General features: G+C 58.3%; 13 protein-coding genes. 11 read left to right on the forward strand and 2 right to left on the reverse strand.

The genetic code is table 11. From position 1 onward, the window contains the following. Window positions 1–30 precede the first annotated feature (30 nt). The 7 genes from NDJ82_RS10995 (at window position 31) to NDJ82_RS11025 (ending at window position 10553) form a co-directional block, all read left to right on the forward strand. Window positions 31–2862, forward strand: coding sequence for a 2-oxoglutarate dehydrogenase E1 component (locus NDJ82_RS10995; RefSeq protein ID WP_099586743.1), 2832 nt, complete (start codon window positions 31–33; stop codon window positions 2860–2862). A gap of 44 nt (window positions 2863–2906) precedes the next feature. Further along, window positions 2907–4124 (forward strand): 2-oxoglutarate dehydrogenase complex dihydrolipoyllysine-residue succinyltransferase, encoded by a 1218-nt coding sequence (odhB, locus tag NDJ82_RS11000; protein WP_250925438.1) that lies wholly within the window; start codon window positions 2907–2909, stop codon window positions 4122–4124. Window positions 4125–4223: 99 nt separating this feature from the next. Further along, window positions 4224–5660: a dihydrolipoyl dehydrogenase gene (gene lpdA, locus NDJ82_RS11005; RefSeq protein ID WP_099586741.1), complete on the forward strand. Its 1437-nt coding sequence runs from the start codon at window positions 4224–4226 to the stop codon at window positions 5658–5660. 204 nt (window positions 5661–5864) lie between these two features. Beyond that, window positions 5865–7031: an ADP-forming succinate--CoA ligase subunit beta gene (gene sucC / locus NDJ82_RS11010; RefSeq protein WP_003210567.1), complete on the forward strand. Its 1167-nt coding sequence runs from the start codon at window positions 5865–5867 to the stop codon at window positions 7029–7031. After that, window positions 7031–7912, forward strand: coding sequence for a succinate--CoA ligase subunit alpha (gene sucD, locus NDJ82_RS11015; RefSeq protein ID WP_010166265.1), 882 nt, complete (start codon window positions 7031–7033; stop codon window positions 7910–7912). The genes sucC and sucD overlap by 1 nt, the downstream gene beginning before the upstream one ends. Window positions 7913–8330: 418 nt before the next feature. Next, complete coding sequence (gene brnQ / locus NDJ82_RS11020; protein ID WP_158877332.1) at window positions 8331–9644, forward strand: branched-chain amino acid transport system II carrier protein; 1314 nt, start codon at window positions 8331–8333, stop codon at window positions 9642–9644. Window positions 9645–9815: 171 nt separating this feature from the next. Continuing rightward, window positions 9816–10553, forward strand: coding sequence for a DUF599 domain-containing protein (locus NDJ82_RS11025; protein WP_099586739.1), 738 nt, complete (start codon window positions 9816–9818; stop codon window positions 10551–10553). Between the two features lie 103 nt (window positions 10554–10656). On the opposite strand, the gene NDJ82_RS11030 is transcribed toward NDJ82_RS11025, so the two are convergent. Further along, window positions 10657–10908: a hypothetical protein gene (locus tag NDJ82_RS11030; protein WP_010211724.1), complete on the reverse strand. Its 252-nt coding sequence runs from the start codon at window positions 10906–10908 to the stop codon at window positions 10657–10659. A gap of 158 nt (window positions 10909–11066) precedes the next feature. Between NDJ82_RS11030 and NDJ82_RS11035 the strand changes: the two genes are divergently transcribed. The 4 genes from NDJ82_RS11035 (at window position 11067) to NDJ82_RS11050 (ending at window position 14781) form a co-directional block, all read left to right on the forward strand. Continuing rightward, the gene (locus NDJ82_RS11035) at window positions 11067–11543 is read left to right on the forward strand and encodes a PaaI family thioesterase (protein ID WP_112194322.1); all 477 of its coding nucleotides are present in this window, start codon (window positions 11067–11069) and stop codon (window positions 11541–11543) included. Beyond that, window positions 11540–11992, forward strand: a complete 453-nt coding sequence (locus tag NDJ82_RS11040) for a PaaI family thioesterase (RefSeq protein WP_250925439.1) — start codon at window positions 11540–11542, stop codon at window positions 11990–11992. The genes NDJ82_RS11035 and NDJ82_RS11040 overlap by 4 nt, the downstream gene beginning before the upstream one ends. 89 nt (window positions 11993–12081) lie before the next feature. Next, entirely contained in the window at window positions 12082–13986 is a 1905-nt protein-coding gene (htpG, locus tag NDJ82_RS11045; RefSeq protein ID WP_099586833.1) for a molecular chaperone HtpG, read from the forward strand. A 66-nt stretch (window positions 13987–14052) separates the two neighbouring features. After that, window positions 14053–14781, forward strand: a complete 729-nt coding sequence (locus NDJ82_RS11050; protein ID WP_099586736.1) for a dienelactone hydrolase family protein — start codon at window positions 14053–14055, stop codon at window positions 14779–14781. Window positions 14782–14902: 121 nt separating this feature from the next. On the opposite strand, the gene NDJ82_RS11055 is transcribed toward NDJ82_RS11050, so the two are convergent. Further along, window positions 14903–15120, reverse strand: a 218-nt coding sequence (locus tag NDJ82_RS11055) for an integrase core domain-containing protein (RefSeq protein ID WP_158877464.1), incomplete at its 5' end; no start/stop codon positions are given.

The following is a 15120-nucleotide window of genomic DNA, read 5'->3' on the forward strand; positions in this document are numbered from 1 at the left end:
GTGGTGTCCCCAAATCGAGGGTGACCAAGCATGCAAGAAAGCGTGATGCAGCGCATGTGGAACAGCGGCTATCTTTCAGGTGGTAACGCTGCCTATGTGGAAGAGCTTTATGAGCTCTACCTGCACGACCCTAACGCTGTGCCAGAAGAATGGCGCACCAAATTTCAGACGTTGTCTTCAGACGGCAACGCTGCCACCGATGTATCGCACGCAACGATTCGCGATCAATTTGTGCTGCTGGCAAAGAACCAGCGCCGCGCCCAACCGGTTTCCGCCGGCAGCGTGAGCAGTGAGCACGAGAAGAAGCAAGTTGAAGTACTGCGACTGATCCAGGCCTACCGGATGCGTGGCCACCAGGCGGCCCAGCTTGACCCGCTGGGGCTCTGGCAGCGTCCTGCACCTGCTGACCTGTCGATCAATCATTACGGCTTGACCAATGCCGATCTTGATACGACCTTCCGTGCCGGCGACCTGTTCATCGGCAAAGAGGAAGCGAGCCTACGCGAAATTCACGAAGCGTTGCAGCAGACATATTGCCGCACCATTGGCGCTGAGTTCACGCACATCACCGATTCCGAGCAACGCCACTGGTTCCAGCATCGCCTGGAAGGCGTGCGTGGCCGTCCGGTGCTGTCCGCCGACGTACGCAGCCACCTGCTTGAGCGCGTGACCGCAGCGGAAGGCCTGGAAAAATACCTGGGTACCAAATACCCGGGTACCAAGCGTTTCGGCCTGGAAGGCGGCGAAAGCCTGATCCCGATGCTCGACGAGCTGATCCAGCGTTCCGGTTCCTACGGCACCAAGGAAATCGTGATCGGCATGGCCCACCGTGGTCGCTTGAACGTGTTGGTCAACACCTTCGGCAAGAACCCGCGTGAGCTGTTCGACGAGTTCGAAGGCAAGAAGAAGGTCGAGCTGGGTTCCGGTGACGTTAAATATCACCAGGGCTTCTCCTCCAACGTCATGACCACCGGCGGTGAAGTTCACCTGGCCATGGCCTTCAACCCATCCCACCTGGAAATCGTTTCTCCAGTGGTCGAGGGTTCGGTCCGTGCGCGCCAGGATCGTCGTAACGACACCACTGGTGAAAAGGTCCTGCCGATTTCCATCCACGGTGACGCGGCATTCGCCGGTCAAGGCGTGGTCCTGGAAACGTTCCAGATGTCGCAGACTCGCGGCTTCAAGACCGGCGGTACGGTTCACATCGTCATCAACAACCAGGTTGGCTTCACCATCAGCAACCCACTGGACGCGCGCTCCACCGAGTACGCTACCGACGTTGCCAAGATGATCCAGGCGCCGATCCTCCATGTGAATGGTGATGATCCGGAAGCCGTGCTGTTCGTGACCCAACTGGCTGTCGACTACCGCATGCAGTTCAAGCGTGACGTGGTGATCGACCTGGTGTGCTACCGCCGCCGTGGTCACAACGAAGCTGACGAACCAAGCGGCACCCAGCCGTTGATGTACCAGCAGATCACCAAGCAGCGCACCACCCGTGAGCTGTATGCCGAAAGCCTGACCAAGGCCGGTATTGTTGACGATGCGCGTGTTCAGGCGAAGATCGATGAATACCGCAACGCGCTGGACAATGGTCTGCATGTAGTAAAAAGCCTGGTCAAGGAACCGAACAAAGAGCTGTTCGTTGACTGGCGTCCGTACCTGGGTCACACCTGGACGGCGCGTCACGACACCTCGTTCGATCTGAAGACCCTGCAGGAACTCTCCGCCAAGCTGCTGGAAATTCCGGATGGCTTCGTGGTGCAGCGCCAGGTTGCGAAGATCTACGAAGACCGTCAGAAGATGCAAGCCGGCGGCCTGCCGATCAACTGGGGTTATGCCGAAACCATGGCGTACGCGACCCTGGCGTTCGAAGGTCACCCGATCCGCATGACCGGCCAGGACATCGGCCGCGGTACGTTCTCGCACCGTCATGCTGTGCTGCACAACCAGAAAGACGCGGGCACCTACATCCCGTTGCAGAACCTGTACGAAGGCCAGCCGCGTTTCGACCTGTACGATTCGTTCCTGTCCGAAGAAGCCGTACTGGCGTTCGAATACGGTTACTCGACCACCACGCCGCAGGCGCTGGTGATCTGGGAAGCCCAGTTCGGCGACTTCGCCAACGGTGCCCAAGTGGTTATCGACCAGTTCATCACCAGCGGCGAGCACAAGTGGGGCCGTCTGTGCGGTCTGACCATGCTGTTGCCGCACGGTTATGAAGGTCAGGGTCCGGAGCACTCCTCGGCCCGTCTGGAGCGTTACCTGCAGCTGTGCGCCGAGCACAACATCCAGGTGTGCGTGCCGACTACCCCGGCCCAGATCTACCACTTGCTGCGTCGTCAGGTGATCCGCCCGCTGCGCAAGCCGCTGGTAGTGCTGACTCCGAAATCGCTGCTGCGTCACAAATTGGCCATCTCGACCCTGGAAGATCTGGCCGAAGGTTCGTTCCAGACCGTGATTCCAGAAATCGACACGCTGGATGCGGCCAAGGTCACTCGCCTGATCCTGTGCAGCGGCAAGGTCTACTACGACCTGCTGGAAAAACGTCGTGCCGAAGGCCGCGAAGACATCGCCATCGTGCGTATCGAGCAGCTTTACCCGTTCCCGGAAGATGACCTCATGGAGATCATCGCGCCTTACACCAACCTCACCAATGTGGTGTGGTGTCAGGAAGAACCGATGAACCAGGGCGCGTGGTACAGCAGCCAGCATCACCTGCGTCGCAGCATCGGCAACCACAACAAGGCCCTGGGCCTGGAGTACGCCGGTCGTGATGCGTCTGCTGCACCTGCTTGTGGTTATGCGTCGATGCACGCCGAGCAGCAGGAAAAACTGCTGCAAGATGCTTTCACTGTTTAACGCCTTCGCGCTGACTGAAACCGAATTTTAAGGACCCACAGATAATGGCTATCGAAATCAAAGCCCCGTCATTCCCGGAATCGGTTGCCGATGGCACCGTTGCCACTTGGCACAAGAAACCAGGCGACGCTGTAAAGCGTGATGACCTGATCGTCGACATCGAGACCGACAAAGTCGTTCTGGAAGTGTTGGCCGAGGCTGACGGCGTACTGGGCGCAATCGTTGCTGAAGAGGGCGCCACCGTCCTGTCCAACCAGGTACTGGGCTCGATCGAAGCGGGCAGCGCTGCTGCTCCTGCCGCCGCTGCACCGGCTGCTGCTTCGGCTCCAGCGGCTGCTCCGGCTGCGGGTGGCGAAGATCCAATCGCTGCACCGGCTGCACGTCAGCTGGCTGAAGAAAATGGCGTCAACCTGGCTTCCATCAAAGGCACCGGCAAAGACGGCCGCGTGACCAAGGAAGACGTGGTTGCTGCTGTTGAAGCCAAGAAAAACGCTCCGGCTGCCGCGCCTGCCAAGGCTGCTGCTCCAGCTGCCGCCGCTCCTGTGTTCGCTGCTGGCGACCGCACCGAGAAGCGCGTGCCGATGACCCGCGTACGTGCAACCGTGGCCAAGCGCCTGGTTGAAGCACAGTCGAACATGGCGATGCTGACCACTTTCAACGAAGTCGACATGACCGAAGTCATGGCCCTGCGTTCGAAGTACAAGGATCTGTTCGAGAAGTCTCATAACGGCGTGCGCCTGGGCTTCATGTCGTTCTTCGTGAAAGCGGCCACTGAAGCGCTGAAGCGCTTCCCGGCAGTCAACGCTTCCATCGACGGCGGCGACATCGTTTACCATGGCTATGCAGACGTCGGCGTTGCCGTGTCCAGCGACCGTGGCCTGGTGGTACCGGTTCTGCGTAACGCCGAGCTGATGAGCCTGGCTGAAATCGAAGGCGGCATCGCCGGCTTCGGCAAGAAAGCCCGTGACGGCAAGCTGACCATCGACGAGATGACCGGTGGTACCTTCACCATCACCAACGGTGGTACCTTCGGTTCGATGATGTCGACCCCGATCGTCAACCCGCCGCAAGCCGCGATCCTGGGCATGCACAACATCATCCAGCGTCCGATGGCCATCAACGGCCAAGTCGTGATCCGCCCAATGATGTACCTGGCACTGTCTTACGATCACCGCCTGATCGATGGTAAAGAAGCCGTGACTTTCCTGGTGACCATCAAGAACCTGCTGGAAGACCCGGCTCGTCTGCTGCTGGATATCTGATAGAAGCAGCTGCAGGCTCCGGGCTGGCCGCCAGAATAGGGCGGCTTGACCTGGGGCGTGTGGCTTGAAAGCTTGCTGCTAAATAGAGGAACTATTTTCATGTCGCAGAAATTTGACGTTGTAGTGATTGGTGCAGGTCCTGGCGGCTATGTTGCCGCCATCAAGGCCGCACAACTGGGCCTCTCGACTGCTTGCATCGAAAAATACACCGACAAGGAAGGCAAACTGGCACTGGGCGGTACCTGCCTGAACGTTGGTTGCATTCCTTCCAAGGCGCTGTTGGACAGCTCCTGGAAATTCCACGAAGCCCAAGACGGCTTCGCGATCCACGGTATCAACCATGCTGGCGTGACCATGGACGTGCCAGCAATGGTCGGCCGTAAAGCCAACATCGTTAAAGGCCTGACTTCCGGCGTTGCGACCTTGTTCAAGGCCAACGGCGTCACTTCCCTGCAAGGCCACGGCAAACTGCTGGCCGGCAAGAAAGTTGAAATCACCAAGCCTGACGGTTCCGTAGAAGTCATCGAAGCCGAGAACGTGATCCTGGCTCCAGGTTCGCGCCCAATCGACATTCCACCGGCTCCAGTTGACCAGAACGTGATCGTTGATTCGACCGGCGCCCTGGAATTCCAAGCGGTTCCTAAGCGTCTGGGCGTGATCGGCGCTGGCGTAATCGGCCTGGAACTGGGTTCGGTCTGGTCCCGTCTGGGTTCCGAAGTCACTGTGCTGGAAGCCCTGGACACGTTCCTGCTGGCTGCCGACACCGCAGTGTCCAAGGAAGCGCTGAAAACCCTGACCAAACAAGGTCTGGACATCAAGCTGGGCGCCCGCGTTACCGGTTCCAAGGTCAACGGCGAAGAAGTCGTTGTGACCTACACCGACAAAGACGGCGAGCAGACCATCACGTTCGACAAGCTGATCGTAGCCGTGGGTCGCCGTCCGGTGACCACCGACCTGCTGGCTTCCGACAGCGGCGTGAACATGGACGAGCGCGGTTTCATCCACGTTGACGATCACTGCGCGACTACCGTTCCTGGCGTCTACGCCATCGGCGACGTGGTTCGCGGCATGATGCTGGCGCACAAGGCGTCCGAAGAAGGCATCATGGTTGTCGAGCGCATCAAGGGCCACAAAACCCAGATGAACTACGACCTGATCCCATCGGTTATCTACACCCACCCGGAAATTGCATGGGTCGGCAAGAACGAACAGCAGTTGAAAGCTGAAGGCGTTGAAGTTAACGTCGGCACCTTCCCGTTTGCTGCGTCTGGCCGTGCCATGGCAGCCAACGACACCGGTGGTTTTGTCAAAGTCATCGCTGATGCCAAGACTGACCGCGTATTGGGCGTCCACGTGATTGGCCCGAGCGCTGCAGAACTGGTTCAGCAAGGCGCGATCGGTATGGAATTCGGCACCAGTGCCGAGGACTTGGGCATGATGGTCTTCTCCCATCCGACCCTGTCCGAAGCGTTGCACGAAGCAGCGTTGGCGGTGAATGGCGGCGCCATCCACATCGCCAACCGTAAGAAGCGCTAAGCGAGATAATAAGAAACCACGGCGGAGTTGCCCGTCGTGAGCCTTGCGCGCAAGACTCACCGCGGAATATCCGCTGGACGCAGTCTTGCGCAGCTTTACGGGCCATAAGCCCAGCAAGTTGCGCAAGCAGCAGTCACAGGTGGCGCGGCACTCATAATGAGCGCAGCGCCGAATGCGCAGTACCTAACGAAGACGGTAAAAAGCATGAATCTTCACGAGTATCAGGGTAAGCAGCTGTTCGCTGAATACGGCCTGCCAGTTTCCAAGGGCTACGCAGTAGACACCCCGGAAGCAGCAGCAGAAGCCTGCGACAAAATCGGTGGTACCGAGTGGGTTGTCAAAGCCCAGGTCCACGCAGGTGGTCGCGGTAAAGCGGGCGGCGTTAAGCTGGTTCGCAGCAAAGAAGACGCCAAGGCCTTCGCACAGCAGTGGCTGGGCAAGCGTCTGGTGACTTACCAGACTGATGCCAATGGCCAGCCAGTCACCAAGATCCTGGTTGAATCGTGCACTGATATCGCTAAAGAGCTGTACCTGGGCGCTGTCGTTGACCGTTCGAGCCGTCGCATCGTGTTCATGGCTTCCACCGAAGGTGGCGTGGACATTGAGAAGATCGCCGAAGAAACCCCAGAAAAAATTCTGAAAGCCACTATCGATCCACTGGTTGGCGCTCAGCCATTCCAGGGTCGCGAGCTGGCTTTCCAGCTGGGTCTGGAAGGCAAGCAAGTTGCTCAGTTCGCCAAGATCTTCGTAGGTCTGGCCAAACTGTTCCAGGATCACGATCTGGCCCTGCTGGAAGTGAACCCGCTGGTGATCAAGGCTGATGGCGATCTGCACTGCCTCGACGCCAAGATCAACATCGACGCCAACGCCATGTACCGTCAGCCTAAGCTGAAGACTTTCCACGATCCGTCGCAAGACGATCCGCGCGAAGCGCACGCTGCCAAGTTCGAACTGAACTACGTAGCCCTGGAAGGTAACATCGGTTGCATGGTCAACGGTGCTGGCCTGGCCATGGGTACCATGGACATCGTCAACCTGCATGGCGGCAAACCAGCCAACTTCCTCGACGTAGGCGGCGGTGCTACCAAAGAACGCGTTACCGAAGCGTTCAAGATCATCCTGTCCGACTCCAACGTCGCTGCAGTACTGGTCAACATCTTCGGCGGCATCGTTCGTTGCGACATGATTGCCGAAGGCATCATCGGTGCAGTGAAAGAAGTCGGCGTGAAAATCCCGGTTGTTGTTCGCCTTGAAGGTAACAACGCTGAACTGGGCGCTAAAGTACTGGCAGAAAGCGGTTTGAACATCATCGCGGCTACCAGCCTGACCGACGCTGCTCAACAAGTTGTCAAAGCTGCGGAGGGCAAATAATGAGCGTCCTGATCAATAAAGACACCAAAGTTATCTGCCAGGGTATTACCGGTTCGCAAGGTAGTTTCCACACCCAGCAAGCCATCGAATACGGCACCAAGATGGTTGGTGGCGTAACTCCGGGCAAAGGCGGCACCGAGCACCTGGGTCTGCCAGTGTTCAACACCGTGAAAGACGCTGTAGCTGCCACTGGCGCCACCGCCAGCGTGATCTACGTTCCAGCTCCTTTCTGCAAGGACTCGATCCTGGAAGCAGCATTCGGCGGCATCAAGCTGATCGTCTGCATCACCGAAGGCATTCCTACCCTGGACATGCTGGACGCTAAAGTTAAGTGCGACGAGCTGGGTGTTACCCTGATCGGCCCTAACTGCCCAGGCGTGATCACCCCAGGCGAATGCAAGATCGGCATCATGCCTGGTCACATTCACTTGCCAGGCAAAGTCGGTATCGTTTCCCGTTCCGGCACCCTGACCTACGAAGCTGTGAAGCAGACGACTGACGCCGGTTTCGGCCAGTCGACTTGCGTCGGCATCGGTGGTGACCCGATCCCAGGTTCGAACTTCATCGACATCCTGAAGCTGTTCCAGGAAGACCCGAAGACCGAAGCGATCGTGATGATCGGTGAGATCGGCGGTTCGGCTGAAGAAGAAGCGGCTGCCTACATCAAGGCACACGTGACCAAGCCGGTTGTTTCCTACATCGCTGGTGTGACTGCCCCTGCAGGCAAGCGCATGGGCCATGCTGGCGCAATCATCTCTGGCGGCAAAGGCACTGCAGACGAGAAGTTTGCTGCCCTGGAAGACGCAGGCGTTAAAACCGTGCGTTCGCTGGCAGACATCGGCAAGGCTTTGTCCGAGCTGACCGGTTGGGCTGTCAAGTAAGCCTCGCGCTTAGCTGACGCTTCACCAACACAAAGGCCGCCTTCGGGTGGCCTTTGTGCTTTCTGAGGTTTAATAAAGATCAAAATGTGGGAGGGGGCTTGCCCCCGATTGCAGTGGGTCAGTTAACAAATACAGTGACTGACACTTCGCCATCGGGGGCAAGCCCCCTCCCACATTTATCTGCATTGCCAGATTAAGTATGAAAACGCGACATAGAGATGTCGCTTATCGGACAGTTCGCCCCGCAACAGTGCGTTCGTCAGCCAATTTCTGTACCATAGCCGCCTCTTTATGCGTGCGCCTCCCAAAAGGAAGCCCCGCGCCAGACCGGTCGGCCCCCATCAGGGCTGGCAGTATTTCCCTCATCCACAGGGAATCCCTCTCTAAATTCCGATTCAGTAGTGTGGTATTTCCCGAAATGAAAGTGTTGAAAAGCCAGGATATCCTGGCGTTGGGCTTCATGACCTTTGCCCTGTTCGTGGGCGCCGGTAACATCATCTTCCCGCCTATCGTCGGTTTGCAGTCCGGGCCTCATGTCTGGATGGCAGCATTGGGCTTCCTGGTCACCGCAGTGGGTTTGCCGGTGGTCACCGTTATCGCCCTGGCCAAGGTCGGCGGCGGTATGGATGCGTTGAGCAGCCCGATCGGCAAGATCGCCGGTGGCCTGCTCGCGGCGGCGGCGTATCTGGCGGTAGGGCCGCTGTTCGCTACCCCGCGTACCGCGACCGTGTCCTTCGAAGTAGGCCTGGCGCCGCTGACCGGCGAAAGCCCGCTGGCGCTGTTCCTCTATAGCTCGGTGTATTTCCTGGTGGTGTTCTTTGTGTCCCTGTACCCAGGGCGCCTGCTGGACACCGTGGGTCGCTTCCTCGCACCGCTGAAGATCATCGCGCTCGCCATCCTCGGCATTGCCGCGTTTGCCGTGCCGGCCGGTGAAGTGGGCGTCGCTACCCCGGAATATGTCGCTGCACCGTTCTCCCAAGGTTTTATCAATGGTTACCTGACCATGGACACACTGGGCGCGCTGGTATTTGGCATCGTGATCGTCAACGCCATCCGCTCCCGTGGTGTGGAGTCGCCAAAGCTGATCACCCGCTACGCGATCATCGCGGGCCTGATTGCCGGTGTGGGCCTGGCGCTGGTGTACGTCAGCCTGTTCCGCCTGGGTGCGAGCAGTCACGAAGTGGCCGCTGGTGCGGCGAATGGTGCTGCCGTACTGCACGCCTACGTGCAACACACTTTCGGCTCCCTGGGCAGTGGTTTCCTGGCGGTGTTGATCTCCCTGGCATGCCTGGTTACGGCTGTTGGCCTGACCTGCGCGTGTGCAGAGTACTTCAGCAAAATCCTGCCGTTGTCCTACAAGACACTGGTAGTGATCCTGGCGCTGTTCTCGCTGTTTGTGTCCAACCTGGGCCTTACCAAGCTGATTGCCTTCTCGATCCCGGTGCTCACCGCGATCTACCCGCCGTGCATCGTGCTGGTGGCGTTGAGCTTCTGCAAAGACTTCTGGCAGGAGCAGGGCCGCATCGTTGGCCCGGTGATGCTGGTGTCGTTTATCTTCGGCTGCATTGACGCCCTCAAGGGCGCTGGCCTGGCTGGCTGGATGCCGTCGTCGTTGGCCAACCTGCCATTGAGCGAACAAGGCCTGGCGTGGCTGGTGCCGTCGGTGATGGTGCTGGTGGTTGCGGTAGTCATTGACCGTATGCTCGGCAAGCGTAGCGAAGCGATCGCGTAACACATTTTCAAGGCTGCGCAGAAATGCTCCGTATCAATCGATATGGGGCATTTTTTATGCTTAGTAGACGACAAGCTTCTAAAGTGTGAAACACGGTAGGTGTGGGAGCGAGCAAGCCCGCTCCCACATGTTGACCGCGTTCGTCACACCATCTCGTGTAATAGGACCCGCATGTCGTTCGTCGAAACCAATCAAGTCCACCTGCTTGCCGCCCTCTGGTTCATCCTGTGTTGGGGCGGCTATACCCGTTATGCGACCTGGAAGGCCCGGGACACAGCGTGCCTGGCCAGTGTGCTGCATCTGTATCGCGAAGACTGGATGCGCCGCATGCTGCTGCGCGACAACCGCATCGCCGACGCCAGCGTAATTGGCAACCTGGAGCGCAACGCCTCGTTCTTTGCCTCCAGCACGTTGATTATCCTTGCCGGTATTCTCACCGTGCTCGGCGCGTCCGAGCGGGCGGTTTCGTTGTTGGCGGACATTCCCATGGTGCAGCAGGCATCCCAGGGGATGTCGGAGATCAAGCTGTTGTGCCTGGCGCTGGTGTTCGTCTACGCCTTCTTCACATTCAGTTGGTGCATGCGCCAGTACAACTTCGCGGCAGTGCTGGTGGGGTCGGCGCCAATGATCGGTGAGCGCCAGGTGTCCGAGCAGGAGCGCAAAGCATTTGCTTCGAGGGCGGCGCGGGTGATTTCCATGGCCGCCAACCAGTTCAACTTTGGCCTGCGTGCTTACTACTTCGGCATGACCATGCTGGCGTGGTTTGTCAGCCCATGGTTATTCATGTTGATGAGTGCAGGGGTAGTGGTCGTGCTGTACCGCCGGGAGTTTCATTCCGACGTGCTGCAAGTGATGGTGTATACGCAGACTGATACGCCAGTGCCAGAGGCGGTCAAAGAGCAGGCTTAGTCAACTTCAGCGTATTAACGCTGCCAATAAAAACAGCACGCAAAGAAAAGCCCGCTATTTAAGCGGGCTTCTTTTTACAGCGAAGCTATTTCAAACCGCGGTCTTAAGAACCGGTGGCTGGAGTAGCAGGTGCTGCTTCTTTTGCGGCGGCTTCGTTCGATTCAGCCTGAGCTTTGGCAGCATCGGCGTTTTCTTTCGCAGCGTCGTTCACTTTATCCTGAGCCTTCGCCATGTCTTTCTGAGCTTGCTCAGAATGTGCAGCGGCGTCTTGGGCTTTGTCTTCGGATTTTTTGTCGCAGGCAGCGAGACCGAGGGCAGCGGCGAGCATCATGGAAATAGCTAAAGTCTTGCGCATGGGGTGTTTCTCCTTATTGAAGATATCTACTGGCCTTTCGAGCCTGAGGGTTCAGCATTAGTTCCTTTAATTGCGCAGATATATAAACAGCGCTCCCCAAGGAACTTTCACCCGCACTGCCTACTCCGCGGATCAACGCTAATAAGAGTCTAGACCGAATGACCGAAAACCCATTGTTAGAGCGTGCGACGCGCTTTGTCTCGGCCCTGCGCCATTGTCAGGTGCTGGGGATTACCGTGCACGCCGCCAACCCGGAGGGTATGACATTGCTCTTGCCCTATGGCCCCTCTATCGTCGGCGACCCTCGTACCGGCGTGATCCATGGCGGTGCGCTGACCTCCCTGATGGATACCGCCTGTGGCATGGCGACCTTGTGCGTATTACCTGAGTTTGAGGTGTGCCCGACCCTCGACCTGCGCATCGATTACATGCACACCGCCGAGCCTCACAAACCGGTCTATGGCTTCGCCCAATGCTACCGGGTGACCACCGATGTGATTTTCACCCGTGGCGTCGCCTACCAGGATGACCCGCAGCAGCCCATCGCCCATGTGGTAGGCACCTTCATGCGCATGGGCAAGCGCCTCAAGGGTGCCCAAGGCCTGAGCAGTGCAATCAAGGGAGAGCAGGCATGACGCATCGATTCAAGACGCGCCTGGAACAGGCCCATGAGCTTGGCAATTATGAAGCGCTGCTGGAGCTGATCCCCTACGCCAGGCTGATCGGCATTGAATGCACGCGTCTGGGTGATGAGTTGCTGTTTCGCCTGCCCGCCAACAAAGACAACATTGGTAACCCCATATTGCCGGCGCTGCACGGCGGGGTGATTGCAGGCTTTATGGAGCTGGCGGCGGTGTTGCACTTGCTGGTGTTTACCGGTGCGCCGGGCTTGCCGAAAATCATCGATTTTTCCCTGGATTACCTGCGGGCCGGCCAGTTCCGCGACACTTACGCCACCTGTCAGGTTTGGCGCCAGGGCCGACGGGTGGCGAATGTGGCTATCACCGCGTGGCAGAGCACCCCGGCAGAACCCATCGCCACCGCCCGCGCGCATTTCAAAATCGAGGAAACCGGTCGCCCTTGAAATCCTGGCCTTAGCCCCCAACTTTGATGACAACCCGCCGCCAACCCTCAAGGGCGCGGCCACTGCCATCCAATTGGAGTTTGATGACCATGAGTGTGGAAACTCAAAAGGAAACCCTGGGCTTCCAGACCGAGGTGAAGCAGCTGCTGCACCTCATGATCCATTCGCTGTATTCCAACAAGGAAATTTTCCTTCGCGAATTGATCTCGAACGCCTCTGACGCTGTCGACAAATTACGTTTCGAAGCCCTGTCCAAGCCTGAGTTGCTGGAAGGTGGCGCGGAACTGAAGATCCGTGTGAGCTTCGACAAAGACGCCAAGACCGTCACCCTCGAAGACAACGGTATCGGCATGAGCCGTGACGATGCGATCACCCACCTGGGGACCATCGCCAAATCCGGCACCGCTGATTTCATGAAGAATCTGTCGGGCGACCAGAAGAAAGATTCGCACCTGATCGGCCAATTCGGCGTGGGCTTCTACTCGGCCTTCATCGTTGCCGACAAGGTTGAAGTGTTCAGCCGCCGTGCCGGCCTCGACGCCAGCCAAGGCGTGCACTGGTCCTCCAAGGGTGAGGGCGAATTCGAAATCGCCACCATCGATAAGGCCGACCGTGGCACCCGCATCGTGCTGCACCTCAAATCCGCTGAAGATGAGTTCGCCGACGGCTACCGCCTGCGCAACATCATCAAGAAGTACTCCGACCACATCGCTCTGCCGATCGAGTTGCCGAAGGAACAAGCGGCGGCTGAAGGCGAAGAGGCGCCTGCCCAGGAATGGGAAGTGGTCAACCGTGCCAGCGCCCTGTGGACCCGTCCTCGCACTGAAGTGAAGGACGAGGAATACCAGGAGTTCTACAAGCACATCGCCCACGACTACGAAAACCCACTGAGCTGGAGCCACAACAAGGTCGAAGGCAAGCTGGAATACAGCTCGCTGCTCTACGTGCCGGCCCGTGCTCCGTTCGATCTGTACCAGCGTGAAGCGCCGAAAGGCCTGAAACTCTACGTGCAGCGCGTTTTCGTGATGGATCAGGCGGAATCGTTCCTGCCGCTGTACCTGCGCTTCATCAAGGGCGTGGTCGACTCCAATGACCTGTCGCTGAACGTGTCGCGGGAAATCCTGCAGAAAGACCCGATCATCGACTCGATGAAGTCGGCGTTGACCAAGCGCGTCCTCGACATGCTGGAAAAGCTGGCGAAGAACGAGCCTGAGCAATACAAAGGCTTCTGGAAAAACTTCGGCCAGGTCATGAAAGAAGGCCCTGCGGAAGATTTTGCCAACAAGGAAAAAATCGCCGGCCTGCTGCGTTTTGCCTCGACTCAAGGCGAAGACGGCGAGCAGGTAGTGTCCCTGGCTGAATACCTGGCACGTGCCAAGGAAGGGCAGGACAAGATCTACTACCTGACCGGCGAAACCTACGCCCAGGTCAAGAACAGCCCGCACCTGGAAGTCTTCCGCAAGAAAGGCATCGAAGTGCTGCTGCTGACCGACCGTATCGATGAGTGGCTGATGAGCTACCTCAACGAATTCGACGGCAAGACCTTCGTCGACGTGGCCCGTGGTGACCTGGACCTGGGTAACCTGGACTCCGAAGAAGAGAAGAAGGAAGCCGAAGAAGTCGCCAAGGCCAAAGAAGGCCTGGTTGAGCGGATCAAGACGGCCCTGGGCGATGCGGTCAGCGAAGTGCGGGTTTCTCACCGCCTGACCGACTCCCCGGCGATTTTGGCCATTGGCGAGCAGGACCTGGGCATGCAGATGCGCCAGATCCTTGAAGCCAGCGGCCAGAAGGTTCCGGATTCCAAGCCGATCTTCGAATTCAACCCGGCTCACCCGCTGATCGAGAAACTCGACGGCGAGCAGAGCGAAGAGCGGTTTGGCGACCTGTCGCACATCCTCTTCGACCAGGCGGCCCTGGCCGCTGGCGACAGCCTCAAGGATCCGGCCGCGTATGTGCGCCGCCTGAACAAGCTGTTGGTTGAACTGTCGGTTTGACCCCGATGTAGAAAAACCCGCTTCGGCGGGTTTTTTCGTTCTACTGCACCTCAACTGGAGTAAATGATGAGCCAAGTCACTGTGCGTTCCGTGGTCTATCAGATTGATGGCCAGTCTTATGAGAGCCGCCTGGCATTCGATGCCAGCCACAAGGGCCCGTTGCCGGGCTTGTTGATGGCGCCGAACTGGATGGGTGTGAGTGCGGATGCCGAAGAGATCGCCAAGGCCGTTGCCGGTAAAGGCTACGTGGTGCTGATCGCTGATCTGTACGGGCAAAGTGTGCGCCCCTCGAATGGTGACGAAGCCGGCGCGGCGATGATGCCGTTGAAGAATGATCGTCCGTTACTGAACAAGCGTATGCAGGCGGCCTTTGCGCAACTGCAAGGCCAGGCGGAAGCGGCGGTGGATACCTCGAAGCTGGCAACCTTTGGTTTCTGCTTTGGCGGTTGCTGTTCCCTGGAGCTGGCCCGTACCGGCGCGCCGTTGAAGGCTGCTGTGTCGTTTCACGGTACCCTCGACACGCCAAACCCTGCGGATGCGAAGAACATCAAGGGCTCGGTGCTGGTGCTGCACGGCGCATCCGACCCGTTGGTGCCAAAAGAGCAGTTGCCAGCGTTTGAAGATGAAATGAATGCCGCTGGCGTGGATTGGCAATTGCTGAGCTATGGCGGCGCGGTGCATTCCTTCACCGACCCGCACGCCAATGTGCCGGGCAAGATGATGTACGACGCGAAGACCGCCAAGCGGGCGTTCCAGTCGATGCACAACTTGTTGGATGAAGTGTTCAAGGGCTAAGGCTGTAGGGCCTGTTTTGGCCTCATCGGGGGCAAGCCCCCTCCCACATTTTGAACTGTGAACACATTCAAGGTGGGAGGGGGCTTGAACTGGTCAAGTAATCTTGGACACTGATTACGGTTCACGCCGCCAACCTTTCCTTCATGACCGGCGACCGGTAGTCGTTATAGCTGTGAGGCCTGCTGATGTTGTAGCGAGAGACATAGCGCTGTACGTCTGCTCGGGCCTCATGTTCCAGTTTGTAGCCCGTTTCAGGCACCCACTCTGATTTCAAACTGCCAAAGAAACGCTCCATCGGGGCGTTATCCCAGCACTCGCCTTTACGGCTCATGCTTTGCC

Source organism: Pseudomonas sp. SR18, assembly GCF_023701505.1.
Lineage (GTDB): Bacteria > Pseudomonadota > Gammaproteobacteria > Pseudomonadales > Pseudomonadaceae > Aquipseudomonas > Aquipseudomonas cyclaminis.